Here is a 26,553-nt window from a genome sequence, read left to right on the forward strand (position 1 = left end):
TTTTATAAGTGGTAAATCACGACATTACTGAAACAGCAATTAGAAGGAGTTTGAATAATTTGACTATAACGTTTCAAGATTTTAATTTAAGTTCTGATCTCATGAAAGCAATTAATCGTATGGGATTTGAAGAAGCAACACCGATTCAGGCACAAACGATACCGCTCGGACTTTCAAATAAAGACGTCATTGGACAAGCGCAAACAGGTACAGGTAAAACAGCTGCGTTTGGTATACCCCTTGTTGAAAAAATTAACCCCGAGTCTCCTAATATTCAAGCAATCGTAATCGCGCCAACCCGTGAATTAGCCATTCAAGTATCTGAAGAATTGTATAAAATCGGACAAGATAAACGTGCGAAGGTTCTTCCTATTTACGGCGGACAGGATATTGGACGGCAAATCCGGGCGTTAAAGAAGAATCCGAATATTATTGTCGGAACACCTGGCCGTCTTCTTGACCACATCAACCGCCGCACCATTCGTTTAAACAACGTAAATACCGTTGTAATGGATGAAGCGGATGAAATGCTGAACATGGGATTCATTGACGATATTGAATCTATCCTTTCAAACGTGCCAAGCGAGCATCAGACACTTCTGTTCTCTGCCACAATGCCTGCGCCGATCAAACGCATTGCAGAGCGCTTCATGACTGAGCCGGAACACGTAAAAGTAAAAGCGAAAGAAATGACGGTTTCTAACATTCAGCAGTTCTATTTGGAAGTGCAAGAACGCAAAAAATTCGATACACTGACTCGTCTTCTTGACATTCAGTCTCCTGAGCTTGCGATCGTATTCGGACGTACAAAACGCCGTGTCGATGAACTGGCTGAAGCTCTGAACCTTCGCGGATATGCAGCTGAAGGTATTCACGGTGACTTAACGCAGGCGAAACGTATGGTTGCGCTTCGTAAATTTAAAGAAGGCGCAATCGAAGTTCTAGTCGCAACTGATGTTGCCGCTCGCGGACTTGATATCTCAGGTGTTACACACGTATACAACTTCGACGTGCCTCAAGATCCTGAAAGCTACGTTCACCGTATCGGAAGAACGGGCCGTGCAGGAAAAACAGGTATGGCGATGACGTTCATTACACCGCGTGAGAAAAGCATGCTTCGCGCAATTGAACAAACAACAAAACGCAAAATGGACCGCATGAAGGAGCCTACACTTGATGAAGCGTTAGAAGGCCAGCAGCAGGTTACTGTTGAACGTCTTCGCACAACAATCAGTGAAAACAACCTGAACTTCTACATGACAGCGGCAGCTGAGCTGCTTGAAGATCATGATGCAGTAACAGTGGTTGCGGCGGCTATCAAAATGGCTACAAAAGAGCCAGACGACACACCGGTTCGCTTAACAGACGAAGCGCCGATGGTCAGCAAACGCTACAAGAACCAGCGCTCTTCTAAACGCAGAGACGGTCAAGGCGGCGGCTACCGCGGCGGAAAAGGGAAAAGCAACAACCGTTCTTCCTACGATAAAAAGCGTTCAAACGATCGCCGTTCTTCAGGTGACAGACGCCAGAAAAAATCTTACTAATTTGATCGATTCAGAGCCCAAAACATGATGTTTTGGGCTTTTTTATGTTCGCGATTTGTTATTCAGCAAATTTTCAGCTGACGGAAGCCATTTTTCTCTGTATGCTTAAGAATGAAACCTTTCTGTAAAAGAGACGTATAAATAACGACGAAAAAAAGGGAGGTAGGTATTTTTGAGAGAGCAGCCAAAAAACCAAATCAGTCCAGACGGATTAAAGGTTTGGCGACTTCAAGAGATCATCATATCCGCTGTTTGCTTACTTATTGTCATTGCAGTTGCAGTGTTAAGCTATTATTTTGATTGGCCGTACTGGATCAGCGGCGTGCTCGGCGCGGTTTGGCTGCTGGGATCGATTGTGACGGTCTTTATCATTCCGAAGGTCCGTCATAAGGTGTGGCGATATGAAGTCCATGAACATGAAATAGATATTCAGTCAGGTATTTTTGTGGTAACACGTGTGATTGTTCCGATGGTCAGAGTTCAGCACGTCGATACGTCACAAGGGCCATTATTAAAAAAATACAACCTGGCAACGGTGAAAATTTCCACGGCCGCGACCGTTCATTCGATCCCCGCTTTAGAGATGGAGGAAGCGGATCGGCTGAGAGACTCCATTTCCCGTCTGGCGAGGGTGACTGATGATGATGTCTGAACCGAAACGCCTGCACCCCGCAGCAGTCATTTTGAATTTATGCCATACCATTATTCAAACGATAAAAAATATCATTCTGCCATTCTTTTTTGTGTATATTGTCAATTCAAACCATACTGTCCGTTTTTACGGAGCCATTGCGCTCGGTTTGCTATTCATCTGGCTTGTAGCGGCAAGCATTATCAAATGGAGAAGGTTTACCTATCGAATTGAAGATGATGAATTTAGAATCGAAGAAGGCTTATTTGTTACGAAAAAGCGATACATATCGATTGATCGGATTCAAACGATGAATACGAGCGCAGGCCTTGTCCAGCAAATCTTTAAGCTTGTGAAGCTGCAAATTGAAACAGCAGGCGGAGGCAAGGAGGCAGAAGCCGTTCTTTCTGCTATTTCTGTTGAAGAAGCGGAACGCATCAAAGAAGCTGTCTTTAAGAAAAAAGCGCAAAGACGAGAAAATGAACTTGATGAAGAACGGCTTGAAGCTGAAGAGGAGTTGGTTCCGGCCGTTGAGGTGCAAGAGCACTATCGCATGAACGCGAAAGAATTGCTCATGGCCGCTTCTACCTCCGGCGGAATCGGAGTCATTATCTCCGCTGTATTTGCACTTATTTCCCAGCTTGATGAAGTGCTGCCAATGGATTGGTTATTCGATAAGTTTTCCTTCCTTCAGCACGCCAGCATCGGTATTTACGCGGTACTGATTTTTATCGGTTTATTTATCGCCTGGATTTTCAGCATCACGGGCATGATGTTTAGATACGCGAACTTTCAAATCATAAAAAAAGAGCAGGAACTGGTAATTTCAAGGGGAATTATTGAAAAACATCAAGTCACGATTCCATTGCGAAAAATACAAGCCATTAAAATCAAAGAAAATATCATTCGCCAGCTTTTCGGCTTTGTAACGGTGTCCATCGTCAGCGCAGGAGGCGGCGACCGGGAAAAAGAAGAAGGCGCTTTGACCATTCTCTTTCCAATGATTCATAAAAAAAAGCTTCCGCACATGCTCCGAACATTTACACCGGAATATACGCTGGAAGAAAACTGCCGCCGCCTGCCGCGGCGCGCGTTGAAACGTTATTTGTTCCGTTCTGTCATTTTTTCACTCTTTTTGATCATCCCGTTATGTATCTTCTTTCAGCCATGGGGCTATCTGTCAGTGATCCTGCTGCCGATAGAATTGTTCTTCGGCTATCTCGCGTATAAAGAGGCTGCATGGACGATCAACGGGGACCGTCTTCAGCTGACGTCTAGATTTATAGGCAGAACAACCGCCATTGTACTGAAAAAACGAATGCAGGTCTGCAAGTTCAGCCAATCCTATTTCCAAAAGAAAGGCCGCTTGTATACCATTTCTACTTCGGTGAAATCATCGAGCCATATGGAAGAATTAACGGTGAGGGATGTAGGTGAAGAGGATGCAGCCTTCATTTTAAAGTGGTACTCATATGAAAAAGCGGACGGTTAATACCGCCGCTCCAGCGTGTCGACAAACCCTCGCATTCGTTGTCAGGACTGCGCTTCGGTGCTCACGAATTAGAACATTCGCTCCGCTCCTATGCTCGTCCTTCCTAGACTTCAAGGGTTTTCAATCACGCTGAAAAGATGACAAAATCCTAAAATGAAAACCATTTTAGGATTTTGTCAACAATCTGAAGCGACGGTTAATACCGCCGCTCTTTTTTTTGCGCGAATAAAAACGAAAGAAGAAGCCCGCCGCATAGTCCAAACAGATGGGCCATCATGTTAATATTGGAGTTGATAAACGACATGAGAACGGCAAATGCGAGCAGTGTGATGATCATTTTGGAATGCTCCTGCCCTATTAGTTCATTGCGAAAAAGAACCATAAACAGGTACACGCCGAATAGCCCGAAAATGGCGCCTGAAGCACCGACATGCACGTAATCAAGCGGCTCTGTAACATAAGTGCCGATATTGCCGATGATGCCGGAGCCGGCGTATACAAGAAGAAAACGCGCTTTTCCCAGCATGCGTTCCAAAGCCGGGGCAAATAAAAAGATGGACATGGAATTAAACAGCAGATGTGTGAAACCGGCGTGCAGCAAAATCGGTGTGATCAGCCGCCACCATTCACCGTTTGCGACACCTAGATTATAGCCTGTGACGGTATCCCTCCATAACACGACTGAATGGGCAGGAAGTGAAAAAAACAGCCAGAGAACAGCTTGCAAAGCCAATATAAAGGTGACAACGGGGTAAAGCCTGATAAACGTTTGAAAATTTTCAGTCCGTATAAACATTCCGAGCCCCTTTTCTTCATTTTGGTATATCTATAGTAACACGTTTATGAGACAAACCATTTAAATAGTACGTAGGCAAAGGAGGTTATCATACATGATTTACGGCATTGGGCTGGACATTACCGAGCTTAAACGCATCGCCTCTATGGCTGGGCGCCAGAAAAGGTTTGCCGAGCGGATTTTGACGCGAAGCGAGCTTGACCAATACTATGAGCTTTCAGAGAAAAGAAAAATCGAATTTCTCGCGGGCAGATTCGCGGCAAAAGAAGCTTTCTCTAAAGCATTTGGCACCGGCATTGGGAGGCAGCTCAGCTTTCAGGACATTGAAATTAGGAAAGACCAAAATGGCAAGCCCTATATCATTTGCACGAAACTGAGCCAAGCCGCCGTTCACGTATCGATCACTCATACAAAAGAATACGCTGCCGCGCAGGTTGTGATTGAAAGGTTGTCAAGCTAGTCTGCATATTAGGGAAACCCCACTCATATATTTGATAGTGCATTAAGGGAGACAAGTTGTTTGAGGCTTTTATGGTACGCATCTGTTCTGCCTAAACGTGTACCGAGCGTACCGTTAAAGTCAAACAAGCGATTTCTTCCTTTTACATCAATTGAGAAAAAGGGGTTGAAAAAGGTGAGAAAAAGCTTTGTTTTGCTTTTAACGGGACTGCTTGCTGTTCTTATTCTTTCTGCCTGCGGGCAAAAAACACAGCAAGATATTGTGGCCGGGTTAGATGAAAAGGCGAAAGAATACACCTCGTACAAAGCAAAAGCGAAAATGACCATCGAGACAGGGAGTGAGCCTCAAGTATACAATGTGGAAATCTGGCACAAAAAGCCGTCTCTGTACAGGGTTTATTTAGAAAATCCGAAAAAGGACCAAAACCAAGTCATTTTACGAAATGAAAACGGAGTATTCGTTCTCACGCCGTCTTTAAATAAGAGCTTCAGATTTCAAAGCGATTGGCCGAACAACAGCAGCCAGGTTTATCTGTTTGAATCGCTCGTAAAGGATGTTCAAAACGATTCGGATGCAGTTTTCACAGCGAAAGAAAAGAAATACGTATTCGAAACAAAAACAAACTATCAGCATAACAAAATGCTGCCCACGCAAGAAATCACATTTAACAAAAAAGATATGAGCCCGTCATCTGTCAAAGTGATGGATACTGACCGGAAAGTGATGGTCAAAGTAGAATTCAGCAGCTTTGAATTTAATAAACAATTTGATAAAGAATCATTTGATGAAAAGAAAAATATGACCCTTTCTCAAATGGATGTTGCCACAAGCGCGAAGCCTTCCGATACATTTGCGGTCAAAACGCCGCTGGAACTGCCGCTTGGCGTCAAGCTGCTTGAAGAAAAAGATATATCTACTGAAGACGGGAAGCGCATCATCATGACGTACGGAGGAGAAAAATCATTTACGTTAATTCAGGAAAAAGCCCAGATTGCCAAGGCTTCCTCCTCCGTTACGCTGAACGGCGAACCGGTAAATCTCGGCTACACCATCGGCGCCCTGTCGGATGCATCATTATCATGGACATATGACGGCGTAGATTACCTTCTCTCTTCTAAAGATCTTTCTAAAGAGGAAATGGTGACAGTAGCGAAAAGCATGCAGGGACAATCATCGAAATAACCGCCAAAGGCCAAACATGATTTGGCCTTTTTTTCGTTAGACATCGTTTCCCTTTAGCCTTTAATTTTAGTATGATATGTAAATGATATTGAATAAAAGCTAGGAAGTGTCGTAATGAGCACAAAACCTTTTTACAGAGATACGTGGGCGGAAATTGACTTGTCCGCGATAAAGGAAAATGTCAGCAATATGAAAAAACATATCGGTGAACATGTCCACCTGATGGCAGTTGTGAAAGCAAACGCCTACGGGCATGGTGATACAGAAACAGCAAAGGCTGCTCTTGACGCAGGTGCTTCATGCTTGGCGGTGGCCATTTTGGATGAAGCGATTTCACTGCGCAAAAAGGGCTTGAAGGCACCTATATTGGTGCTTGGCGCGGTTCCCCCGGAGTATGTGGCAATCGCTGCTGAGTATGACGTGACCTTAACGGGTTATTCTGTTGAATGGCTTCAGGAGGCAGCCCGCCACACGAAAAAAGGTTCTCTTCATTTTCATCTGAAGGTCGATACGGGGATGAACAGGCTTGGTGTAAAAACAGAGGAAGAAGTTCAGAACGTGATGGCCATTCTTGACCGCAACCCTCGTTTAAAGTGCAAAGGGGTATTTACCCATTTTGCGACAGCGGATGAAAAAGAAAGAGGCTATTTCTTAATGCAGTTTGAGCGCTTTAAAGAGCTGATTGCTCCGCTGCCGTTAAAGAATCTGATGGTCCACTGCGCGAACAGCGCCGCCGGTCTCCGGCTGAAAAAAGGCTTTTTTAATGCAGTCAGATTCGGCATCGGCATGTATGGCCTTCGCCCGTCTGCTGACATTTCGGACGAGATACCGTTTCAGCTGCGTCCGGCATTTACCCTGCATTCGACGCTGTCACATGTCAAACTGATCAGAAAAGGCGAGAGCGTCAGCTACGGAGCCGAGTACACAGCAGAAAAAGATACATGGATCGGGACGGTGCCTGTAGGCTATGCGGACGGCTGGCTCCGAAAATTGAAAGGGACCGACATCCTTGTGAAGGGAAAACGCCTGAAAATTGCCGGCCGAATTTGCATGGACCAATTTATGGTGGAGCTGGATCAGGAATATCCGCCGGGCACAAAAGTCACATTAATAGGCCGGCAGGGGGATGAATGTATTTCCATGGATGAGATTGCAGGAAGGCTTGAAACCATTAACTATGAGGTGGCCTGTACAATAAGTTCCCGTGTTCCCCGTATGTTTTTGGAAAATGGGAGTATAATGGAAGTAAGAAATCCTTTATTGCAGGTAAATACAAGCAATTAACTTACCTAAATGGAGAATTCATAAAACAGCTTTGCTTGAAGAGTGAATAATGGTATCATTATCACTGGATGGATAAAAGAGTCGTATCCGTAAGTTTGGTGGAGGTGTATGTTTTTTGTCTGAATCCAGCGCAAGAACCGAAATGAAAATCAGCTTGCCCGAAAACCTAGTAGCTGAATTGGATGGTGTAGCGATGCGGGAGAAACGAAGCAGAAACGAACTGATATCACAAGCAGTGAGAGCGTATGTCAGCGAACGAACAACTCGTCACAACCGTGATTTGATGAGACGCGGCTATATGGAAATGGCGAAAATCAACCTGAATATTTCTTCTGAGGCTCACTTTGCGGAGTGCGAGGCTGAAACGACAGTTGAGCGCTTAGTCAGCGGAGGATAATCATTTGATTGTGAAACGCGGCGATGTTTATTTTGCTGATTTATCTCCTGTTGTTGGCTCAGAGCAAGGCGGGGTGCGCCCGGTTTTAGTGATCCAAAATGACATCGGAAATCGCTTCAGCCCAACTGCTATTGTTGCAGCCATAACAGCACAAATACAGAAAGCGAAATTACCAACCCACGTCGAAATCGATGCAAAACGCTACGGTTTTGAAAGAGATTCCGTTATTTTGCTGGAGCAAATTCGGACGATTGACAAGCAAAGGTTAACGGATAAGATTACTCATCTGGATGATGAAATGATGGATAAGGTTGATGAAGCCTTACAAATCAGTTTGGCACTCATTGATTTTTAGACATATTTGCAGGTTGCTCAAATAGAGCAACTTTTTTTGTTTTCAAAAAACATAAACGATATAATAGTGAAATAACGAAAAAATATGTTGTTTTTTATTGGGAGGTAAGCGAATTTGATGTCGAATCAGACTGTATACCAGTTCATTGCCGAAAATCAAAATGAACTGCTCCAACTGTGGACTGACACACTAAAAGAATTAAGCGAGCAAGAATCCTATCAGCTGACTGACCAAGTGTATGAAAATATATCTAAAGAATATATCGACATTCTGCTGCTGTCTGTTAAGGACGAAAACGCTGCTGAAAGCCAAATCAGCGAACTGGCGCTTCGAGCGGTCCAAATCGGACTGTCTATGAAGTTTTTGGCTACTGCACTTGCTGAATTCTGGAAGCGTCTCTACACGAAAATGAATGATAAGAGATTGCCAGATCAAGAGAGCACGGAATTAATCTGGCAGATTGATCGCTTTTTCAGCCCGATTAACACAGAAATTTTTAATCAATACTCAATCTCATGGGAAAAAACAGTATCCCTGCAAAAAATCGCGCTGCAAGAGCTGTCTGCGCCGCTTATCCCGGTGTTTGAAAATATCACTGTGATGCCTCTTGTCGGAACAATTGATACCGAACGCGCGAAACGAATTATGGAAAACCTTCTTAATGGCGTCGTCAAACACCGTTCCCAAGTCGTGCTGATTGACATTACAGGTGTCCCTGTCGTCGATACGATGGTTGCCCATCATATTATTCAGGCATCAGAAGCTGTAAGGCTTGTCGGAGCAAAATGCCTGCTGGCCGGAATCCGTCCGGAAATTGCTCAAACAATCGTCAACCTGGGGATTGATTTATCCCAAGTTATAACTAAGAATACCCTGCAAAAAGGAATTCAAACAGCATTGGAAATGACGGATCGAAAAATCGTTTCATTGGGGGAATAACATTTTGAGACATCCGAAAATCCCGATCTTGAAACTGTATAATTGCTTATTAGTGTCCATTCAGTGGGAACTTGATGACCAGACAGCATTAACTTTTCAAGAAGACTTATTAAATAAAATATACGAAACAGGTGCTAACGGAGTCGTCATTGACCTGACATCTGTGGATATGATTGATTCATTTATCGCGAAAGTGCTGGGGGACGTCATTACAATGTCTAAGTTAATGGGGGCTAAAGTCGTCTTGACCGGCATTCAGCCCGCTGTGGCAGTGACGCTGATTGAACTTGGAATCGCGCTTGAGGAAATCGAAACTGCGCTCGACTTAGAGCAGGGGCTTGAGACATTGAAGCGGGAATTGGGGGAATAGCGAATGAACGACCAATCCTGTGTAAGAATCATGACAGAATGGGATATTGTGGCCGCCAGACAGTTGGGACGAAACGTTGCGAAAGAACTGGGTTTCGGCACGGTAGACCAGGCTAGAATTACAACGGCTATTTCAGAATTAGCCAGGAATATTTATTTATATGCCGGCAAAGGGCAGATTGGAATTGAACAGGTCGCAGACAGAGGAAAAAAAGGCCTGAAAATTATAGCGGAAGACCAAGGGCCGGGAATTCCTGATATCCGAAAAGTCATGGAAGACGGGTTTTCAACGTCTGGAGGACTTGGTGCGGGACTTCCCGGGGTCAAAAGGCTGATGGATGAATTCAGCTTAAATTCCGTAGCGGGGGAAGGAACAGAGATACAAGCCATCAAATGGCTTCGGTAGGAGGTAAGAACGTGGATTTTAGGGAGGTTATTGAGCAGCGGTATCATCAGCTGCTTAGTCGATATATAGCCGAATTAACAGAAACATCTTTATATCAAGCCCAAAAATTCAGCCGAAAAACAATCGAGCACCAAATTCCTCCGGAAGAAATCATCAGCATTCACAGAAAAGTGCTGAAGGAGCTGTATCCAAGTCTCCCGGAAGATGTGTTTCATTCGCTGGATTTTTTAATAGAAGTCATGATTGGCTATGGAATGGCTTATCAGGAGCATCAAACCCTTAGAGGGATACAGCAGGAAATCAAATCAGAAATTGAAATCGCGGCAAATGTCCAGCAGACGCTTCTCGGAACTAAAGTTCCTCAGGAGGAAGCGCTGGATATCGGCGCCATCAGTGTTCCCGCTAAACAGATGAGCGGTGATTACTACCACTTTGTCAAAGACAAGGAATCCATCAATATCGCAATCGCGGACGTGATCGGAAAAGGCATTCCAGCGGCTTTATGCATGTCCATGATTAAATACGCAATGGACTCTTTGCCGGAAACGGGCATACACCCTTCTCAAGTGCTGAAAAATTTGAATCGTGTTGTTGAACAAAACGTTGATGCCAGTATGTTTATTACGATGTTTTATGCGAATTACAATATGGACAAGCATCAATTTACATATGCTTCAGCGGGACATGAACCGGGATTCTATTATTCTCAAAAAGACAACACGTTTTACGATTTAGAGGCCAAAGGACTCGTTCTCGGCATCTCGCAGGACTATGACTACAAACAATTCGATCAGCATCTGGAAAAGGGCGATATGATTGTTTTATTTTCTGACGGCGTCACAGAATGCAGAACGGAAAACGGTTTCTTGGAGCGTCCTGATCTGCAGAAGCTCATTGAGGAACATATGTGTTCCTCCGCGCAGGAAATGGTCAAAAACATTTATGACAGCCTCCTCAAATTGCAGGATTTTCAGCTTCACGATGATTTTACGTTAATTGTTTTGCGGAGAAAGGTTTAACGTCTGTCAGACGAGGGTATAAAGCAACTAGTGATTTGAAGGAAAATTTGAGGTGATACGAATGAATATAAATGTTGATGTGAAGCAAAACGAGAATGATATACAAGTAAACATTGCAGGAGAAATTGATGTATACTCAGCCCCGGTGCTTAGAGAGAAGCTCGTTCCTCTGGCAGAACAAGGAGCTGACTTAAGAATTTGCCTGAAAGATGTCAGCTACATGGACAGTACCGGATTGGGCGTTTTTGTAGGGACCTTTAAAATGGTGAAAAAACAAGGCGGTTCGCTGAAACTTGAAAATCTATCTGAACGGCTGATCCGACTGTTTGACATTACAGGCTTGAAGGACATCATTGATATTTCTGCAAAGTCAGAAGGTGGAGTGCAATGAAGAATAATGCTGATTACATCGAAATGAAAGTGCCGGCCCAACCTGAATATGTGGGAATTATAAGACTGACGCTGTCAGGGGTCGCAAGCAGAATGGGCTATACGTACGATGAAATTGAAGACTTGAAAATCGCAGTCAGTGAGGCGTGCACAAATGCGGTTCAGCACGCTTACAAAGAAGATAAAAATGGGGAAGTGTCAATACGATTCGGTGTGTTTGAAGACCGTTTAGAGGTTATTGTGGCGGATGAAGGAGACAGCTTTGACTTTGATCAAAAGCAGCAGGATCTAGGGCCGTACACACCTTCGCACACAGTTGATCAATTATCAGAAGGAGGGCTCGGTCTATATTTAATGGAAACGCTCATGGATGAAGTCAGAGTGCAAAACCACTCCGGCGTCACCGTAGCGATGACAAAGTATTTAAATGGGGAGCGAGTTGATCATGACACAACCATCAAAAACTACGAAACTAACTAAAGATGAAGTCGATCGGCTCATAAGCGATTACCAAACAAAGCAAGATGAACAAGCGCAGGAAACGCTTGTGCTGGTGTATACAAATCTGGTTGATATGCTTGCGAAAAAATACTCAAAAGGCAAAAGCTTCCACGAGGATCTCCGCCAGGTCGGCATGATCGGGCTGCTAGGCGCGATTAAGCGATACGATCCTGTTGTCGGCAAATCGTTTGAAGCTTTTGCAATCCCGACAATCATCGGTGAAATTAAACGTTTCCTCAGAGATAAAACATGGAGCGTTCATGTGCCGAGACGAATTAAAGAACTGGGTCCAAGAATCAAAATGGCGGTTGATCAGCTGACCACTGAAACACAAAGATCGCCGAAAGTCGAAGAGATTGCCGAATTCCTCGATGTTTCTGAAGAAGAGGTTCTTGAAACGATGGAAATGGGCAAAAGCTATCAAGCCTTATCCGTTGACCACAGCATTGAAGCGGATTCGGACGGAAGCACTGTCACGATTCTTGATATCGTCGGATCACAGGAGGACGGATATGAGCGGGTCAACCAGCAATTGATGCTGCAAAGCGTGCTTCATGTCCTTTCAGACCGTGAGAAACAAATCATAGACCTTACGTATATTCAAAACAAAAGCCAAAAAGAAACTGGGGACATTCTCGGTATATCTCAAATGCACGTCTCGCGCTTGCAACGCAAAGCTGTGAAGAAGCTCAGAGAGGCCTTGATTGAAGATCCCTCGATGGAGTTAATGTAATGATCCAGGTTGAAGAAAACGAGCATATTCAAACTCTAGTATATCAACTGAATAAAGAAGGGAAATCGATTTGCGGTGACAGTTTTTTTATGAAAGCTGATGATAAGGAGTTAATTTGCGCGGTTGCTGACGGACTGGGAAGTGGATCACTTGCTAATGAATCCTCTGCAGCCATCAAAGACTTAGTGGAAAACTATGCGAGTGAAGACGTAGAAAGCATTATCGAACGCTGTAATCAGGCGATGAAAAACAAAAGAGGCGCTACAGCATCTATCCTGAAAATCAATTTTGAGCAAAGGCAGTTTACGTACTGCTCTGTCGGAAATGTACGGTTTATTCTGCATTCCCCGTCTGGTGAAAGCTTTTATCCTCTGCCGATTTCGGGCTATTTATCAGGCAAGCCGCAAAAATACAAAACGCACACCGCCACCTATGAAAAGGGTTCAAAGTTCATTATACATACAGATGGACTCAACGTACCTGATATCCGCTCCCATTTGAAAAAAGGCCAATCGGTAGAAGAAATATCGAATTCGCTGAAAATGTATACGACATCGAGAAAAGATGACCTGACCTATATTCTCGGACAGCTGTCCTAGAGAATAAGAACAAGAAGAAGCCGGAATGCCGGCTTCTTTTTTTTGCGGTTGACTATTAATAAGTGCGCTTATTATAATTAATAAGTGAACTTATCATTCTGGGAGCTTATGGGATGTGGAATTATGAATACACAGCGATAGCTGATGTGGATGTGGGAAAACCTGGAACTGTTATCAGGAAACAGAAACAATGGATCAATGGGAGACGGGTATTGCATCAGATTCTTTGAAAGGACAATTTCAAAATGGAACGGAAGGAACATTGCTTCTGCAAGGAAAAACAATTCTCTTATGGCTTGAGCATGTGGAGAAACATCGGGCGTTTTCTGTCATGGTCAACATGCCCGCATAGCAATGTAATAATGGAGTTTTTTCACGTGCTTCAAAAGCAAAAAGAAGATTTGTGTATCACATATGGAATTGTATTAGAAGGCGCTGAAGCAAAAAAGTGGGGAGAAATCATTGGGACTGAACTGTCTAAAGACATGCCGACGGCTGTCAGCAGGCTTGTCCATCTTTACGGAGGAGTGATAAAATGAACACAAATTACTGGATCGGCGTTGTGTCAGAGCAGCATGTATTAAAAGGCGCTGCCGGCGGTTTTGCACAGCTGTGCCATGGAAAAAAAGCCCCGCTCGCCAAAATGAAAGAGGGAGATTGGCTGATTTATTATTCTCCGAGAGACGCATATCCAGACGGCAAACTGCTGCGAAGCTTTACTGCGATCGGCAAAGTAAAAAGCGGAAACATCTATCCGTATCAAATGGCTCCGAATTTTATTCCATACCGATTAGATATAGACTATTATCCATGCCATAAAATCGGTTTTTACGACATTAAATCAAAGCTTGAATTTGTTCAGGAAACCAAGCATCTTGGCTTTTTATTTCGCAGAGGACACTTTGAAATAAGCAAAAAAGATTTTTTGACAATAGCACAAGCGATGGGAGTTAACATAAGTGGAATGGCACTCTAAATTTAGCGGTCCGAACAAAAGCCCGGGCTTTTTATTATGGCAGGCCACGCAAAGCTGGCAGCGGAAAGTAGGAAAAGCATTGGCTGAGTTTGACCTGACCCACGTTCAATTTGTTCTGCTGACCTCGTGCAAGTATATGATTGCTCACGGAGAAACCGTCACGCAAAAAAAACTTGCAAGCTTCAGCCAGACCAATATCATGATGGTTTCGGAGGTTGTGCGGACGCTTGAGAAAAAAGGATTTATCGAAAGAAGCAAAAATCCCCAGGATAAAAGAGAGGTCCTCCTGTCTCTTACAGAAATAGGAGGAGAAAAAGTAACAGCGGCTTTGCCAATTGTTGAGAAGATTGATCAAGCCTTCTTTGTAGCTGCGATGAAAAAAGAGAATTTTCTGAGCGGCTTACAGGAACTATTGAAACATGAGTAAAGATACGGGCAGCGCCAGCTGTCTTTTTTTATGTGTTTTTTTCGGTTTTTGATACACTAGAGAAAGAACGACAAAATTGGAGGCTTTGGTTACATGGAAACGTCAGCCCTTTTAAAACAGCAAATTGCGAAAGAAATAGGTTTATCACAAAAACATGTTGAAAGTGTCATCCGCCTGCTTGAGGACGGCAATACAGTCCCGTTTATTGCCCGGTATCGAAAAGAGCAGACGGGTTCAATGGATGAGGTTCAGATTCAGACGATTTCTGAACGCTGGCAATACATACAAAACCTGAATCAGCGAAAAGAAGAAGTCATCAGGCTGATTGCAGAGCAGGATAAACTGACAGATAATCTAAAACGTAAAATCGAGCAATCGGTGAAGCTTCAGGAAGTGGAAGACCTTTACCGCCCTTATAAACAAAAACGTAAAACAAAGGCGACAGTCGCCAAAAGCAAAGGCCTTGAGCCGCTTGCCGACTATATCCTGACACTTCCCCAAGATGATCATCTGGCAGCAACTGCAGACCAATACATCAGCGAAGAAAAAGAAGTGTTCACACGAGAAGAAGCGATTGAAGGCGCCAAGCACATTATTGCGGAACAAATCTCAGACGAGCCGACCTTCAGAAAGTGGATTCGCCAGGAAACCTTCAAAAGAGGAACCATTAAGTCTGCAGCCGGAAAGTCGGCAGACACCGATGAGAAAAATGTGTATGAAATGTATTACGAGTATGAAGAGCCAATTGCAAAAGTCGTTCCGCATAGGGTGCTGGCAATGAACCGCGGCGAAAAAGAAGACATTTTAAAGGTGTCGATCGAACCGCCTGCGGATCACATTAAGGCGTATTTAGAAAAACAAATCATCAAAAATCGCTCAACATCCGTAAAAGAGATTTTGCAGGAGACAATTGAAGACAGCTATAAAAGGCTGATCCAGCCGGCAATCGAGCGTGAAATCAGGAAAGAGCTCTCAGAAAAAGCTGATGAACAGGCGATTCATATTTTCTCAGAGAACTTGAGAAAACTTCTTTTGCAGCCGCCGATGAAAGGCAAAACCGTTCTCGGTGTTGACCCAGCCTTTCGAACCGGCTGTAAGCTCGCTGTGTCAGATGAGACTGGAAAAGTCTTGAAAATTGATGTGATCTATCCGCATGCGCCAGTCAACAAAACAAAAGAAGCCCATGAAAAAGTGAAAAAGATTCTTGAGCAGTATCAAGTCGAGATGGTGGCGATCGGAAACGGCACAGCATCCAGAGAAACAGAGCAATTCATCGTCAATGTACTCAGAGACATGCCGCGCAAAATTTATTATGTGATCGTCAATGAAGCGGGAGCAAGCGTCTATTCGGCTTCAGAGCTTGCCAGAGAAGAATTCCCTAACCTTAAGGTTGAAGAGCGCAGTGCCGTATCTATTGCTCGGAGACTTCAAGACCCGCTCGCGGAGCTCGTTAAGATCGATCCGAAGTCTGTTGGTGTCGGACAGTATCAGCATGACGTCAGCCAAAAACGCTTAAATGAATCTCTGCGGTTTGTCGTCGAAACGGTCGTAAACCAGGTTGGAGTAAACGTCAACACAGCCTCCGCCGCGCTGCTTCAATATGTAGCTGGATTATCGAAGTCTGTAGCAGGCAACGTTGTCAAAAAACGCGAGGAAATCGGAAAGTTTTCAAATCGAAAAGAACTGAAGGACATCCCAAGGCTCGGTGCGAAAACCTATGAACAATGTATCGGTTTCTTAAGAGTGCAGGAAGGGACAGAGCCTTTGGATAGAACAGGCATTCACCCGGAAAGCTATAAAGAAACAAAAGCGCTTTTGAAAAAACTCGGACTTTCAACAGAACATATCGGCACGGCGGAATTGAAGGACAAAATCAATCAGCTGGCGCTTTCTGAAACGGCAAAAGAGCTGGGAATCGGCGAAATCACTCTGAAAGACATTTGTGAACAGCTGACAAGGCCGGAACGCGATCCGCGCGATGAGGTGCCTAAGCCTTTGCTGAAAACAGACGTCCTTCAGCTGGAAGATTTGAAAGAGGGAATGGAACTGCAGGGCACCGTGCGCAATGTAGTGGACTTCGGAGCGTTTGTTGATATTGGAGTCAAACAAGACGGGCTTGTGCATATCTCAAAACTGAGCAATCAATTCGTCAAGCATCCTCTTGATGTCGTATCTGTGGGCGATATCGTGACAGTTTGGGTTGACGGCGTAGATGTACAAAAAGGCAGAGTATCGCTGTCTATGGTAAAATAAAAGCACTGCTTACGAGCAGTGTTTTTTCCTATAGAAATACCAGCATTGATTCAGCAGTTTAATTTGGTAATTATCTTTTTCAAGGAACGCTTTTTGCATCTGCTTTTTAAGCCAATTTGGCATAGGCTCATTCCTCCTCAGCTTTTATCATAAGAGGGACGGTGATTACCATATTGTATGCGAACGGTGAATTGTCCCGTTCAATGTTTTTTAAGTGAGGTGCACTATGGATAATATAGAGCTTCAAAAGCTGACAGAGGATATTTCTAAAACATATTTTAAAAAGCCGTTCCGCCATCAGGCGCTTTTTAATGACAGGCTTAAAACCACGGGCGGAAGGTACCTGTTAACCTCTCATAACATTGAATTGAACAGAAAATATCTGATTGAACACGGCAGGGAGGAACTGATCGGCATCATCAAGCACGAGCTCTGCCATTATCATCTTCACCTTGAAGGAAAAGGGTACAAGCACAGAGACAGAGATTTTAGAATGCTTTTGCAGCAAGTCAACGCGCCGAGGTTCTGTACACCCCTTAAGAAAAAAGCGGAAAACAAAAAAACTTATATGTATATCTGTACGGCCTGCGGCCAACAGTATATAAAGAAGCGCGCCATGAACCCTGACAGATACAGGTGCGGAAAATGCCGCGGAAAAATAAAAAGAATTTTTTCGTAAAAAAGGTTGACGAATATGGCAAGCCTATGTTACATTATAAAAGTCGTTACGAGAGATAAATAAAAACATTTACCTCTTGACACTGTAAATCAAGGCTGATATAATAAGTCTTGTCTCATTATTCCACAGTAGCTCAGTGGTAGAGCTATCGGCTGTTAACCGATCGGTCGCAGGTTCGAATCCTGCCTGTGGAGCCATATTGGAGAAGTACTCAAGTGGCTGAAGAGGCGCCCCTGCTAAGGGTGTAGGTCGCGTAAGCGGCGCGAGGGTTCAAATCCCTCCTTCTCCGCCATAAGATTTCGATATAAGTTCTCAACCATCGGCCCGTTGGTCAAGCGGTTAAGACACCGCCCTTTCACGGCGGTAACACGGGTTCGAATCCCGTACGGGTCATTCCATTTCGTTGGGCTATAGCCAAGCGGTAAGGCAACGGACTTTGACTCCGTCATGCGTTGGTTCGAATCCAGCTAGCCCAGCCATTTTTATTTTTTGAAATCTAATAGTAAGAGCCATTAGCTCAGTTGGTAGAGCATCTGACTTTTAATCAGAGGGTCGAAGGTTCGAGTCCTTCATGGCTCACCATTTGTCTTTTTGCGGGTGTGGCGGAATTGGCAGACGCGCTAGACTTAGGATCTAGTGTCTTACGACGTGGGGGTTCGAGTCCCTTCACCCGCACTTTATTTACAAAGTGCACGCAAATCTGTTTTACTAGGTTAAGAGCCTACTAAACCAGCACAACACAATTTAATGATCACGCGGTCGTGGCGGAATGGCAGACGCGCTAGGTTGAGGGCCTAGTGGGTGAATAACCCGTGGAGGTTCAAGTCCTCTCGGCCGCATCAATGATACCAAGGGTTGTAGACCTTTGGTATTTTTTTATGCTCTCTTTTAATTTTAAGGTTTACTCCTTTTTACCCACTTGTTATAATAATGCATCCAGCTTATCAGCAGTTTCTTTTTGTTTATTGGAAAAGAGATGCAAGAAAAATCAGTTGTTGTTCTGATGGGAGCATGTCCAAGTCGTTCTTTTATTGTGATATAATCTTCTCTTTGATCAATTAACAATTTGACATGGGAATACTTTAGCTGTGAAGTCAGGTTGGTTAAACTCCTTCTCAATTTAAGAACCGCTACTATAAAATCATGTGAATAGCAAAGAGGGACTTGTTTATTAAAGAGAGAATGTTAAGGGAACGAATAGGAAAACATCTATTCATTTGATAGGTAATTATGAAAAAAGAGATTATCTTAATTACTGAGTAATAGGAAAATATATGATGTAAATATATGTCAATGAGCTATATGGAATGGTTCCAAGTTACGATGCGATTGTCGTCCATATAAGGTCACTAAAATTAGAGAAAGTCTATACAAACTTTAAAAAGGGTTCAAAGGCGATTGTGTAAAGTTTAAAATCTTTTTGTGGGGAGATCTTTTGCGTTTTCCACCCGTACTTGTTTATTTAGCTTTCTATCCCCCCTAAACTAGATATTCTTAGTCCAATATTGATAAAAAGAATGGGCGATCTTCCTCTATAACTTCCTTAAACGGACACCATTCTCGTAACTCTACCTTCTATCAGTCGCGTTCCCAATAACCTGGTTAGATGAGCAGGTTATTTTATTTCAACTGATGAATTAATGAAGCTGTACTTTGCTCTCTTTTTTTCTTTTGAATAGATTGCACAGAGTAAAACCTATACCATTAACCCCTGCATATGGTAGCAATTCACTTTTCTGCTCCATATTCATACACCTTGGTCTAACTACGGTTACTTTGGTACGCCTCCAAACCTCTGATCTAATTTGCACGATATAACCTAAATAAAAAGGGCTATAAAGAAGCTGCCCTTTAAAATTTTAAGGACAGCAAGATGATATAAACTTCACTATAAATTAACAAATAAACAAACTTATGTTACTTCTGCCTAAACAGCCAATACTCACATTGGATTGAATTTTATTACTCTTAGGTATATCGGTGTCATAAAGTTTCTGAAGTGAAAGAACTTTTTTCATAATGCTATACCTCCAGTTTATTCATTAGATTGTGAAATAGTAAAAACCTAATGGAAATCTTCATTAAAAACCACCTATGGAAGTACAAGCGTATAGACTTACTGAGCTGCCTTGACCACCCTCACAAATAAAAATACTGAGAACTGACTTTTTATCAGGGCTGTCACTTTTTTTCGTTGATAATTTTTGAAGTGACAAAATTTTATCAGACATTATAACACCTCCTTTTTGATTATGATTTTGTAAAAAAAGTGAAAATTTTCACTTTTCTCCATTGTAATATTTCCCATAGGGTATTACAATATAAATAACTTAAATTGCCTAAAAAAGAAAAAAAAGAAATAGAAAGGTAATGAGTCATGGATAATATATGTAAACTTAGTTTTCAATTAGGAAAATCAAAAGTGAATTCATTAGGTAGCGCATCTATTATCATATACAAAGATGAATTCTTTGTTGCTACTGCAGCTCATTGCCTATACGATGTAGGCAGTAATGAAATAGCTAAAAACATATCAATAGAAGTAGAGAACTGTGGAATGAAAGAATCATATGATGTACTAAATATAGTAATACCTGAAAAATGGATTAGTACTCATAGGTTAACTTATGACTATGCTTTTGGATGGATTAAATTGCCTGAAAGCATGAGGAATGTTGCTTTTATTCCTAACTTTGATTTAAGTGGGATGATAGAAGAGCATAATAAAGCGGTTACATTAGCAGGCTACCCAATTTCATTTTTTAAATCTCAGAAGAAATACTCTAAAGGAGATTTAGATTTAACTCTTTTTAAAGAAGAGCAGCTTATTGGAATGAGATCCAAACTTAAACATGGGATATCTGGCGGTCCTTGGTTTTTTGAAAGTAATAATGAAAAATTCCAGATTGGTGTTACATCTGCTAGGATTAAAAGTTTCAAAAATATGGTTTGGGCGTCTATTTGGACTAAAGATACAGAAAGAATACTAAACAAGTTATTGACAAGTGAGATGCAAGAAAAAATTATTCTAGCCTAAAGTGAGGGATTTTGATGGATTTAAGATATGTTGAGTTTTTGAGCCCAGGCAATTTATTTTATGAATTGGTAACACCGAATAAAATAGTAAACAATTATCGTATCCCTAGCTTAAATTCTGAAGAGTGGCAACAAAACACGGATATTAATTGGAGTTATTGTATCAACACAAAGAAAAAGATGCCCAAACAAGGATGGAAAATACATATCACTACAGATATTGATGAGGCACAAAAGACATTAGATATTGTCCTTCCATATCTCATAGAAAATGAAATATCCTTTAAATTTGTTCCTAATGAAAGGCAATTATTATTCAAAAACTCTAAAAACGGAGACAGAGCATCTTCGGGTAAATTCATTACAATCTATCCTTATGATAACAAGACTTTTCTAACATTACTTTCAGATTTAGATAATCTGACTAAAGCTTTAAAAAAAGGTCCTTATATATTGAATGATAAACGCTGGAAGTATTCAAATGTCTTCTTTCGTTATGGAGCATTTGTATCTATGTATGTGAATAAAGATGGACAAAATGTTCCAGCAATTCAGCGACCTGATGGCACATTAATTCCAGATGTCCGTGCTCCATATTATGAAGTTCCTGACTTTGTTGAAGAACCTGTTGAAATACAAATCATGACTAAAAAAGTTGATGCAGAACTTGATAAAGAAGACACATCGAAGTTTGATTCATACAATGTTATTTCTGCACTGCATTTTAGCAATGGTGGTGGAGTATATAAAGTTGAAAAAAACGGGAAAACGTTTGTTATGAAAGAAGGAAGACTTGGTTCAGGTTTGGATCGGTTGAAACTAGATGGTTTTAAACGAATTTATAAAGAGGCTGAAACAATAAAGCAATTAAGTGAGAAGCCTTACATAGTTGATTTTTACGATTACTTTGAGATTTGGGAAAATAACTATTTGATTGAAGAACATGTATCAGGAATTTCTCTTATGGAATATGTATCTCAAAACTTTCCGTTTTCATATAAAGAAGATAAAGATATTTATATGGAACGCATGATGCATGTGATAGATCAGTTGATTGATGCTTTAAAAGATCTTCATAGAAGTAAGATTGCACTCGGAGATTTACAGCCAAATAATGTATTGGTATTAGAGGATTACTCAATCAAATTAATAGACCTAGAAACTGCTGTAACTCCCGAAAGCAAATACACCCCCGCCTTAATGACTCCTGGTTACGTTACGGATCAAGCAGAAACTTTTGAGCAAGCAGATTGGTATGCATTACTTAGAATTTGCAGGTTTTTATTTTTACCGATAGAAAATTTATCTGATCTGTCAATTGATATTGAAATAAATCAAGATAAATGGATTGGAGAGAATTTTGGGGATGCAGTTTTAAATAAAATTCAAGAAATTCAAGAGAAGACATTACCAACCATCAAGAAATTAAGTGAAGCTGCTACTTTAACAATTCCACCAATGAAAATAAACTACAAGAATGTTAATGAGATAACTGAAGGTTTGCGAGCTGGAATTATGAGTCATTTAAAACCTAAGTCAGAAAGTTTAATATCCGGAGATATCAGGCAATTCATTGAAAAAATGGGCAGTCTATCAATCGCTAATGGAGGATTTGGTGGAATAATGGCCTTGGATAGAACAGGGACTCTATCCGATTCAGTTTATCAATGGGTTGATCATGTATTGGAGACAATATTGAATTTAGACACGGAAACATATAAAAATTTCCCGCTCGGTTTATTTAATGGTATCTCAGGCATATTGTCCGTTTTATACGATATTGGATATAAAGAAGAAGCAATTAAACTGTTAGAGACAATGCCTTTGCCAGATACTGAAGATTCAGATTTAACACTGTTTTCCGGATTATCGGGAATTGGATTAAACTACCTTGCCTTTTATAGCATTACTCAGAAAAAAGGCTTTCTAGATCGCTCTATAAAAATAGGAAATAGAATAATAGATGCCTATAAAGAAGACTGCTCCATCACTGTAAGGGATCCTTATGCAATGCCGTATGGCTTGTTAAATGGCTGGTCTGGAATCAGCTTGTATATTCTAATGTTAGGCAAGGCGACAAATGACAATGACTTAATAAAGCTGGCTAGCGAAATTTTAAATAAAGAAATAAGCAAAAACATTGAAATTGATTCTAAATTAGAATTAGCACAAATAAAAGAATATTCATTGGGCTATAAAAGGTTGATACCATATCTTGGTGAAGGTGCAGCTGGGATTGCATTAATTATGCTTGAATTCAATAAAAATCTTCCTGATTTTATGACAGAAAGTAATACTGAACTATTCAAAAAACTAACTAATGTTACAGACTTATATAGCACATTTGCAAGTGGCATCTTTCGAGGTGTGGGAGGAATGATTATTCTTGCGAATGCAATGAAATGTGAAGGGGTAAATACAGGCTCATTAGAATATACCATTAAAGCACTCGGGAATTATCTCCTGTATAAGAAACAAGAAGGAATTTTAAGTCCAGGAGAGTATGGTTACCGACTATCTTTAGACTTACAAACAGGAAACAGCGGATTACTACTTGCTCTTTCTGATATAGATAGTGATAAATGGAATAGTTGGTTACCGTTACCTAAAAACAATAATCTGAATCTCTTTGAAATAGACAAGTTCATTAAAGGAGGTGAAACAAATGAAAAAGCTATTATCTCTTCAGCACAAAGCACTTGATAAAGAGGTTACTCTATTAAAAGGCAAGTCATCAGTAAGCTTAGGCTGCGATAAGATCAGTACAGTTAGTTTGTATTTCTGCGGTAACTAAGATTACTCACTGTTTAGACTAAAGGAGGTGAAACAAATGAAAAAGCTATTATCTCTTCAGCACAAAGCACTTGATAAAGAGGTTACTCTATTAAAAGGTAGATCATCAGTAAGCTTAGGCTGCGATAAGATCAGTACAGTAAGTTTGTATTTCTGCGGTAACTAAAGATTACTCACTGTTTAGACTAAAGGAGGTAAAACAAATGAAAAAGTTATTATCACTTCAGCATAAAGCGCTTGATAAAGAGGTTACTCTATTAAAAGGCAAATCATCAGTAAGCTTAGGCTGCGATAAGATCAGTACAGTTAGTTTGTATTTCTGTGGTAACTAATGATTATGGACAACCCTACTTAAAGAAAAGAGAGGGGATCATCCTCTCTTTTCTTTGTATTACCCAAAAAGTAAATACAATAAACTATTTAAAAAATATAAAAGGAGTTGGATGAAATGTCAAGAGGAAAGCAAATCAGTAATATCCTGAAATTGCAGAGCTTAGAAAGTGGTCCAGTATATACTGCAGGAGCGACAGGAACTGTTGAAGGTCAATCACTTATTTCACCTGCTAGTATAGCTTTTTGTTTAACTCCTCTTCCTGTCAGTACCATGAGTGCAGCTTTTTGCAATAACTAATCTCTTGAGAGGGTTGTAAATATGGACTTACGATACTTCAAATACTTTATCTCGACAAACAATTCTTTTTATACAAAGCCCGATACCCCTAACAGGGAATCGGCTTTGTATATTTCTAATATACCTAATAATTATAAAACCATAAGAGAAAATCATTGGATTCATGTTATAAACAAAGAGCATAAACTTCCAATGCAAGGTTGGAAGATACATATAAGTACTACAATAGATTCTGCAGAAAAAACATTAGAAATTGTATCAAATGTCCTATTCGATTACAAAATCTCTTTTAAATACGTTAAAAGCTTATGGGAATTAAGTATTAAAAATTCAAAATACAGCAATAGGTCTGCTGCGGGTAAGTTTATTACAATTTTCCCGCCAAATGAACAAGTATTTTTAAATTTGTTAGAAATATTAAGCAGTCTGCTAGATACTCTTCCTAGAGGCCCTTATATTTTAACTGATAAAAGATGGTACGAAAGTAATGTATATTTTAGATATGGTGCATTTTTAAGTATGTATTATTATGAAAATAATAAAAAGGTATTTGCTATTCAAAGTCCTTCTGGTGACTTAGTTGAAGACTCAAGAAGTCCTCATTATTCTATACCCAAATTTATCACTGAACCTGCTCCAATAAGAGAGATGGATAATAAATTAGAAAACGAAATAGCTGAACCTACTCCATTAGATGATATAGAGGTTATCCATGCAATTCATTATAGTAATGGAGGGGGAGTCTACTTAGCCCTAGATAAACTAGACAAAAAAGTTATCCTTAAGGAAGGAAGGCCAAACATTGGATTAGATAGTCTGGGAATTGATGCCTTTACAAGAATAAAAAATGAAGCGATGATTTTAAAAAAACTTGAAGGAACGCGTTACCCTGTAAAAATATATGATTTTTTTAAGGCGTGGGAACATAATTTTATTTTAGAGGAATATATTGAAGGCACATCACTGAGAACTTGGCTTGCAACAAAATATCCTTTTTATACGAATGAAACAAATAAAGAATACTTAAAAACAGTATTAAAAATTTTGAATCAATTAATAGATGCTCTAACTGAAATACATAATCAAGGAATAGGGATAGGAGACTTACAGCCCTCAAATATTATTATCACATCAGACGAAAATATACGATTGATCGACTTTGAGACTGCAAGTTTTATTGATGATAGTGTACCATCGGGTTTAAAAACATTTGGTTTTACTGGCGGGCCTAATATGACGAGAAAACAAGCGGATTGGTTTGCGTTACTAAGAATATCGAGATATTTATTTTTACCTATCGGACCAGTTCAAGATATTTCTTCAAAAATTTTAGAGGCACATGATAAATATATTGAAAATTATTTTGGCATCGAAGCTATAAAAATAATTAATAAAATACAAAAAATTTGTTCTCAAGTTCAGGCAAATCCAGCTAAAGATTTATTGAATGTTGAACATAACCATATTAAAGAAATGTCACTAAATGAAGTAAAGATGTTACTTCAAAATAATATAATAAATAATTTGTTTGTTGATGAAAGGGTAATCCCAGGAGATATTAGACAGTATGAATTAGAAAATGGATTATTTAATATCTTAACTGGCGGTTTTGGAGCTGTATTAGCCTTTAATAGAACAAATATACAAAATAAAAAACTAAACGAATGGGTAGGTAATCAATCTTTAAACGATTTATTGAAGATGGAAAATGGACTATTAACTGGCAAGGCTGGAATAGCCACTAGTTTATGGGAATCAGGTTATTATGACAAAGCAAAACATCTTTTTGATAGCATTAATCATTTTAAAAATAACAGTGATATAACGTTATCATCCGGACTATCTGGAATCGGTTTAGCTTTTTTAGGCCTTTCATATGAAAAAGACTCTATCAAATATCTTAACAAATCTATAGAAATTGCAAACCGGCTAGAGGAATTATTAGAAAAAGACGTTTCAATCGTTCCTTATGATATGGATATAATACCTCGTGGTCTTATTAATGGTTGGTCAGGTGTTTCACTTTTTTATTCTTCTTTATATAAAAGAACTAAAAATCATAAATGGCTTATTTTATCGAAAAAAGCTATTGAAAAAGATTTGATCACTGGTAAATTCGATGATTACGGCGTTTATCAATTAGAAGATATCACTAGAGTAGTCCCTTATTTAGATGGTGGAAGCGCTGGAGTGGGATTGGCATTAATTGAATTAAGTTTACTTTTAAAGGAGGATTTATGGGAGAAAGAATTGGAAGGCATTTACAAAATAGCGAAATCGAAGTGTTTTTATAATTGTGGATTATTTAGAGGTACTGCCGGGATAATGGCTGTTAGTAATGCAATTGATAAATATTATAACCGGGGTATAAATGCTGATAATTTGAAAACTTTAGATCTACACCTCTTTAAAGGAAAGGTCGAAATATATACTCCTGGAGACTTTGGGTATCGTTTATCAAATGATATATTTTCCGGTTCATTAGGATTGTTGCTCGTAATACAAGGTATTATAAACAATACTAATTATATGTGGCTCCCTGTGATGAACATCAAAAAAGTATTTGAGTCTAACTCTTAATTATTTATCTCCCTCAATTAAGAGTGTAGGTAGAAACTTTTCTAATATTTTTTTGAATATGGATATCCGAAGTAAAAAAGG

Annotated in this window: 33 protein-coding genes, 7 tRNA genes and 1 pseudogene; 37 read left to right on the plus strand and 4 right to left on the minus strand. The window is 40.5% G+C overall.

The genetic code is table 11. The features are described 5' to 3' along the window. Window positions 1-59 precede the first annotated feature (59 nt). The 3 genes from cshA (at window position 60) to NST79_RS02670 (ending at window position 3,667) form a co-directional block, all read left to right on the plus strand. Entirely contained in the window at window positions 60-1,544 is a 1,485-nt protein-coding gene (gene cshA / locus NST79_RS02660; protein WP_003246685.1) for an ATP-dependent RNA helicase CshA, read from the plus strand. A gap of 172 nt (window positions 1,545-1,716) precedes the next feature. After that, on the plus strand, window positions 1,717-2,196 hold the full coding sequence (locus tag NST79_RS02665) for a PH domain-containing protein (protein ID WP_087614318.1): 480 nt from the start codon (window positions 1,717-1,719) through the stop codon (window positions 2,194-2,196). Further along, complete coding sequence (locus tag NST79_RS02670) at window positions 2,186-3,667, plus strand: PH domain-containing protein (protein ID WP_212060420.1); 1,482 nt, start codon at window positions 2,186-2,188, stop codon at window positions 3,665-3,667. Before NST79_RS02665 ends, NST79_RS02670 begins: the two co-directional genes overlap by 11 nt. 196 nt (window positions 3,668-3,863) lie before the next feature. Here the strand turns inward: NST79_RS02670 and NST79_RS02675 are convergent, their stop codons facing one another. Then, on the minus strand, window positions 3,864-4,463 hold the full coding sequence (locus tag NST79_RS02675) for a rhomboid family intramembrane serine protease (protein ID WP_212060422.1): 600 nt from the start codon (window positions 4,461-4,463) through the stop codon (window positions 3,864-3,866). 94 nt (window positions 4,464-4,557) lie between these two features. On the opposite strand from NST79_RS02675, the gene acpS reads away from it, so the two are divergent. The 19 genes from acpS to NST79_RS02770 all read left to right on the plus strand — a co-directional run bounded on the left by acpS (window position 4,558) and on the right by NST79_RS02770 (window position 16,753). After that, complete coding sequence (acpS, locus tag NST79_RS02680) at window positions 4,558-4,923, plus strand: holo-ACP synthase (RefSeq protein ID WP_015252768.1); 366 nt, start codon at window positions 4,558-4,560, stop codon at window positions 4,921-4,923. A gap of 165 nt (window positions 4,924-5,088) precedes the next feature. Beyond that, window positions 5,089-6,105 carry an outer membrane lipoprotein carrier protein LolA gene (locus NST79_RS02685; protein WP_003234282.1) on the plus strand — a complete coding sequence of 339 codons (1,017 nt, stop codon included), beginning with the start codon at window positions 5,089-5,091 and terminating at the stop codon, window positions 6,103-6,105. 114 nt (window positions 6,106-6,219) lie between these two features. Continuing rightward, entirely contained in the window at window positions 6,220-7,389 is a 1,170-nt protein-coding gene (alr, locus tag NST79_RS02690; protein ID WP_212060424.1) for an alanine racemase, read from the plus strand. 115 nt (window positions 7,390-7,504) lie between these two features. Then, a complete protein-coding gene (endB, locus tag NST79_RS02695; protein ID WP_003225183.1) occupies window positions 7,505-7,786 on the plus strand; it encodes a type II toxin-antitoxin system antitoxin EndoAI in 282 nt (93 codons plus the stop codon). A 4-nt stretch (window positions 7,787-7,790) separates the two neighbouring features. Then, on the plus strand, window positions 7,791-8,141 hold the full coding sequence (gene ndoA, locus NST79_RS02700) for a type II toxin-antitoxin system endoribonuclease NdoA (RefSeq protein WP_003156187.1): 351 nt from the start codon (window positions 7,791-7,793) through the stop codon (window positions 8,139-8,141). A 114-nt stretch (window positions 8,142-8,255) separates the two neighbouring features. Further along, the gene (rsbRA, locus tag NST79_RS02705; RefSeq protein WP_009966610.1) at window positions 8,256-9,080 is read left to right on the plus strand and encodes an RsbT co-antagonist protein RsbRA; all 825 of its coding nucleotides are present in this window, start codon (window positions 8,256-8,258) and stop codon (window positions 9,078-9,080) included. Between the two features lie 4 nt (window positions 9,081-9,084). Continuing rightward, complete coding sequence (gene rsbS, locus NST79_RS02710) at window positions 9,085-9,450, plus strand: RsbT antagonist protein RsbS (protein ID WP_003225190.1); 366 nt, start codon at window positions 9,085-9,087, stop codon at window positions 9,448-9,450. Between the two features lie 3 nt (window positions 9,451-9,453). Next, entirely contained in the window at window positions 9,454-9,855 is a 402-nt protein-coding gene (gene rsbT / locus NST79_RS02715) for a serine/threonine-protein kinase RsbT (RefSeq protein ID WP_003246640.1), read from the plus strand. 11 nt (window positions 9,856-9,866) lie between these two features. After that, on the plus strand, window positions 9,867-10,874 hold the full coding sequence (gene rsbU, locus NST79_RS02720; RefSeq protein WP_003234295.1) for a phosphoserine phosphatase RsbU: 1,008 nt from the start codon (window positions 9,867-9,869) through the stop codon (window positions 10,872-10,874). 61 nt (window positions 10,875-10,935) lie between these two features. Beyond that, window positions 10,936-11,265, plus strand: a complete 330-nt coding sequence (gene rsbV / locus NST79_RS02725) for an anti-sigma factor antagonist RsbV (RefSeq protein ID WP_003234298.1) — start codon at window positions 10,936-10,938, stop codon at window positions 11,263-11,265. Beyond that, the gene (gene rsbW, locus NST79_RS02730) at window positions 11,262-11,744 is read left to right on the plus strand and encodes an anti-sigma B factor RsbW (protein WP_003234299.1); all 483 of its coding nucleotides are present in this window, start codon (window positions 11,262-11,264) and stop codon (window positions 11,742-11,744) included. The genes rsbV and rsbW overlap by 4 nt, the downstream gene beginning before the upstream one ends. Continuing rightward, window positions 11,710-12,498 carry an RNA polymerase sigma factor SigB gene (gene sigB, locus NST79_RS02735; RefSeq protein WP_044052630.1) on the plus strand — a complete coding sequence of 263 codons (789 nt, stop codon included), beginning with the start codon at window positions 11,710-11,712 and terminating at the stop codon, window positions 12,496-12,498. The genes rsbW and sigB overlap by 35 nt, the downstream gene beginning before the upstream one ends. After that, window positions 12,498-13,097 carry a phosphoserine phosphatase RsbX gene (rsbX, locus tag NST79_RS02740; RefSeq protein ID WP_003246608.1) on the plus strand — a complete coding sequence of 200 codons (600 nt, stop codon included), beginning with the start codon at window positions 12,498-12,500 and terminating at the stop codon, window positions 13,095-13,097. The genes sigB and rsbX overlap by 1 nt, the downstream gene beginning before the upstream one ends. A gap of 113 nt (window positions 13,098-13,210) precedes the next feature. Then, on the plus strand, window positions 13,211-13,327 hold the full coding sequence (locus tag NST79_RS02745; RefSeq protein WP_003246539.1) for a hypothetical protein: 117 nt from the start codon (window positions 13,211-13,213) through the stop codon (window positions 13,325-13,327). Continuing rightward, complete coding sequence (locus tag NST79_RS02750; protein WP_003246653.1) at window positions 13,288-13,449, plus strand: hypothetical protein; 162 nt, start codon at window positions 13,288-13,290, stop codon at window positions 13,447-13,449. The genes NST79_RS02745 and NST79_RS02750 overlap by 40 nt, the downstream gene beginning before the upstream one ends. Next, window positions 13,400-13,636, plus strand: coding sequence for a hypothetical protein (locus tag NST79_RS02755; RefSeq protein ID WP_147797771.1), 237 nt, complete (start codon window positions 13,400-13,402; stop codon window positions 13,634-13,636). The genes NST79_RS02750 and NST79_RS02755 overlap by 50 nt, the downstream gene beginning before the upstream one ends. Next, window positions 13,633-14,073: an EVE domain-containing protein gene (locus tag NST79_RS02760; protein WP_003246529.1), complete on the plus strand. Its 441-nt coding sequence runs from the start codon at window positions 13,633-13,635 to the stop codon at window positions 14,071-14,073. The genes NST79_RS02755 and NST79_RS02760 overlap by 4 nt, the downstream gene beginning before the upstream one ends. Further along, on the plus strand, window positions 14,057-14,500 hold the full coding sequence (locus tag NST79_RS02765) for a MarR family transcriptional regulator (RefSeq protein WP_212060426.1): 444 nt from the start codon (window positions 14,057-14,059) through the stop codon (window positions 14,498-14,500). Before NST79_RS02760 ends, NST79_RS02765 begins: the two co-directional genes overlap by 17 nt. Before the next feature lie 93 nt (window positions 14,501-14,593). Next, window positions 14,594-16,753: a Tex family protein gene (locus NST79_RS02770; protein ID WP_212060428.1), complete on the plus strand. Its 2,160-nt coding sequence runs from the start codon at window positions 14,594-14,596 to the stop codon at window positions 16,751-16,753. A gap of 9 nt (window positions 16,754-16,762) precedes the next feature. On the opposite strand, the gene cmpA is transcribed toward NST79_RS02770, so the two are convergent. Continuing rightward, the gene (cmpA, locus tag NST79_RS02775; RefSeq protein WP_003225207.1) at window positions 16,763-16,876 is read right to left on the minus strand and encodes a cortex morphogenetic protein CmpA; all 114 of its coding nucleotides are present in this window, start codon (window positions 16,874-16,876) and stop codon (window positions 16,763-16,765) included. Between the two features lie 103 nt (window positions 16,877-16,979). Here cmpA and NST79_RS02780 point away from each other — a divergent pair, with 103 nt between their 5' ends. The 8 genes from NST79_RS02780 to NST79_RS02815 all read left to right on the plus strand — a co-directional run bounded on the left by NST79_RS02780 (window position 16,980) and on the right by NST79_RS02815 (window position 18,271). Further along, window positions 16,980-17,432, plus strand: coding sequence for a SprT family protein (locus NST79_RS02780; protein WP_003234309.1), 453 nt, complete (start codon window positions 16,980-16,982; stop codon window positions 17,430-17,432). 122 nt (window positions 17,433-17,554) lie between these two features. Beyond that, window positions 17,555-17,629, plus strand: a tRNA-Asn gene (locus NST79_RS02785). 4 nt (window positions 17,630-17,633) lie between these two features. Next, window positions 17,634-17,724 (plus strand) — tRNA-Ser (locus NST79_RS02790). Between the two features lie 29 nt (window positions 17,725-17,753). Next, window positions 17,754-17,825 (plus strand) — tRNA-Glu (locus NST79_RS02795). Between the two features lie 11 nt (window positions 17,826-17,836). Next, window positions 17,837-17,911 (plus strand) — tRNA-Gln (locus tag NST79_RS02800). Between the two features lie 27 nt (window positions 17,912-17,938). Then, window positions 17,939-18,014: transfer RNA gene (locus NST79_RS02805), tRNA-Lys, on the plus strand. 11 nt (window positions 18,015-18,025) lie between these two features. Beyond that, window positions 18,026-18,107 (plus strand) — tRNA-Leu (locus NST79_RS02810). A gap of 80 nt (window positions 18,108-18,187) precedes the next feature. Then, a tRNA-Leu gene (locus tag NST79_RS02815) sits at window positions 18,188-18,271 on the plus strand. A gap of 83 nt (window positions 18,272-18,354) precedes the next feature. On the opposite strand, the pseudogene NST79_RS02820 reads toward NST79_RS02815, so the two are convergent. Both NST79_RS02820 and NST79_RS02825 read right to left on the minus strand, forming a co-directional pair. Beyond that, window positions 18,355-18,515: pseudogene (locus tag NST79_RS02820) on the minus strand (site-specific integrase); the annotation flags it as partial. Window positions 18,516-19,513: 998 nt separating this feature from the next. After that, complete coding sequence (locus NST79_RS02825; protein WP_153801663.1) at window positions 19,514-19,663, minus strand: hypothetical protein; 150 nt, start codon at window positions 19,661-19,663, stop codon at window positions 19,514-19,516. A gap of 191 nt (window positions 19,664-19,854) precedes the next feature. Here NST79_RS02825 and NST79_RS02830 point away from each other — a divergent pair, with 191 nt between their 5' ends. The 7 genes from NST79_RS02830 (at window position 19,855) to lanKC (NST79_RS02860) (ending at window position 26,472) form a co-directional block, all read left to right on the plus strand. Beyond that, the gene (locus NST79_RS02830) at window positions 19,855-20,469 is read left to right on the plus strand and encodes a trypsin-like serine protease (protein ID WP_236822440.1); all 615 of its coding nucleotides are present in this window, start codon (window positions 19,855-19,857) and stop codon (window positions 20,467-20,469) included. Window positions 20,470-20,483: 14 nt separating this feature from the next. Then, a complete protein-coding gene (gene lanKC, locus NST79_RS02835) occupies window positions 20,484-23,171 on the plus strand; it encodes a class III lanthionine synthetase LanKC (protein WP_212059880.1) in 2,688 nt (895 codons plus the stop codon). Then, the gene (locus NST79_RS02840) at window positions 23,134-23,262 is read left to right on the plus strand and encodes a class III lanthipeptide (protein ID WP_187290712.1); all 129 of its coding nucleotides are present in this window, start codon (window positions 23,134-23,136) and stop codon (window positions 23,260-23,262) included. Before lanKC (NST79_RS02835) ends, NST79_RS02840 begins: the two co-directional genes overlap by 38 nt. Window positions 23,263-23,298: 36 nt before the next feature. Next, window positions 23,299-23,427: a class III lanthipeptide gene (locus NST79_RS02845; protein WP_187290710.1), complete on the plus strand. Its 129-nt coding sequence runs from the start codon at window positions 23,299-23,301 to the stop codon at window positions 23,425-23,427. Between the two features lie 37 nt (window positions 23,428-23,464). Further along, the gene (locus NST79_RS02850; RefSeq protein ID WP_187290712.1) at window positions 23,465-23,593 is read left to right on the plus strand and encodes a class III lanthipeptide; all 129 of its coding nucleotides are present in this window, start codon (window positions 23,465-23,467) and stop codon (window positions 23,591-23,593) included. Between the two features lie 116 nt (window positions 23,594-23,709). Continuing rightward, complete coding sequence (locus tag NST79_RS02855) at window positions 23,710-23,892, plus strand: hypothetical protein (protein ID WP_029317383.1); 183 nt, start codon at window positions 23,710-23,712, stop codon at window positions 23,890-23,892. Between the two features lie 21 nt (window positions 23,893-23,913). Beyond that, window positions 23,914-26,472 (plus strand): class III lanthionine synthetase LanKC, encoded by a 2,559-nt coding sequence (lanKC, locus tag NST79_RS02860; protein ID WP_029317382.1) that lies wholly within the window; start codon window positions 23,914-23,916, stop codon window positions 26,470-26,472. The last annotated feature ends 81 nt before the right edge of the window (window positions 26,473-26,553 follow it).

The sequence above is a fragment of the Bacillus sp. PS196 genome, assembly GCF_037963555.1.
Taxonomy (GTDB): Bacteria; Bacillota; Bacilli; order Bacillales; family Bacillaceae; genus Bacillus; species Bacillus subtilis.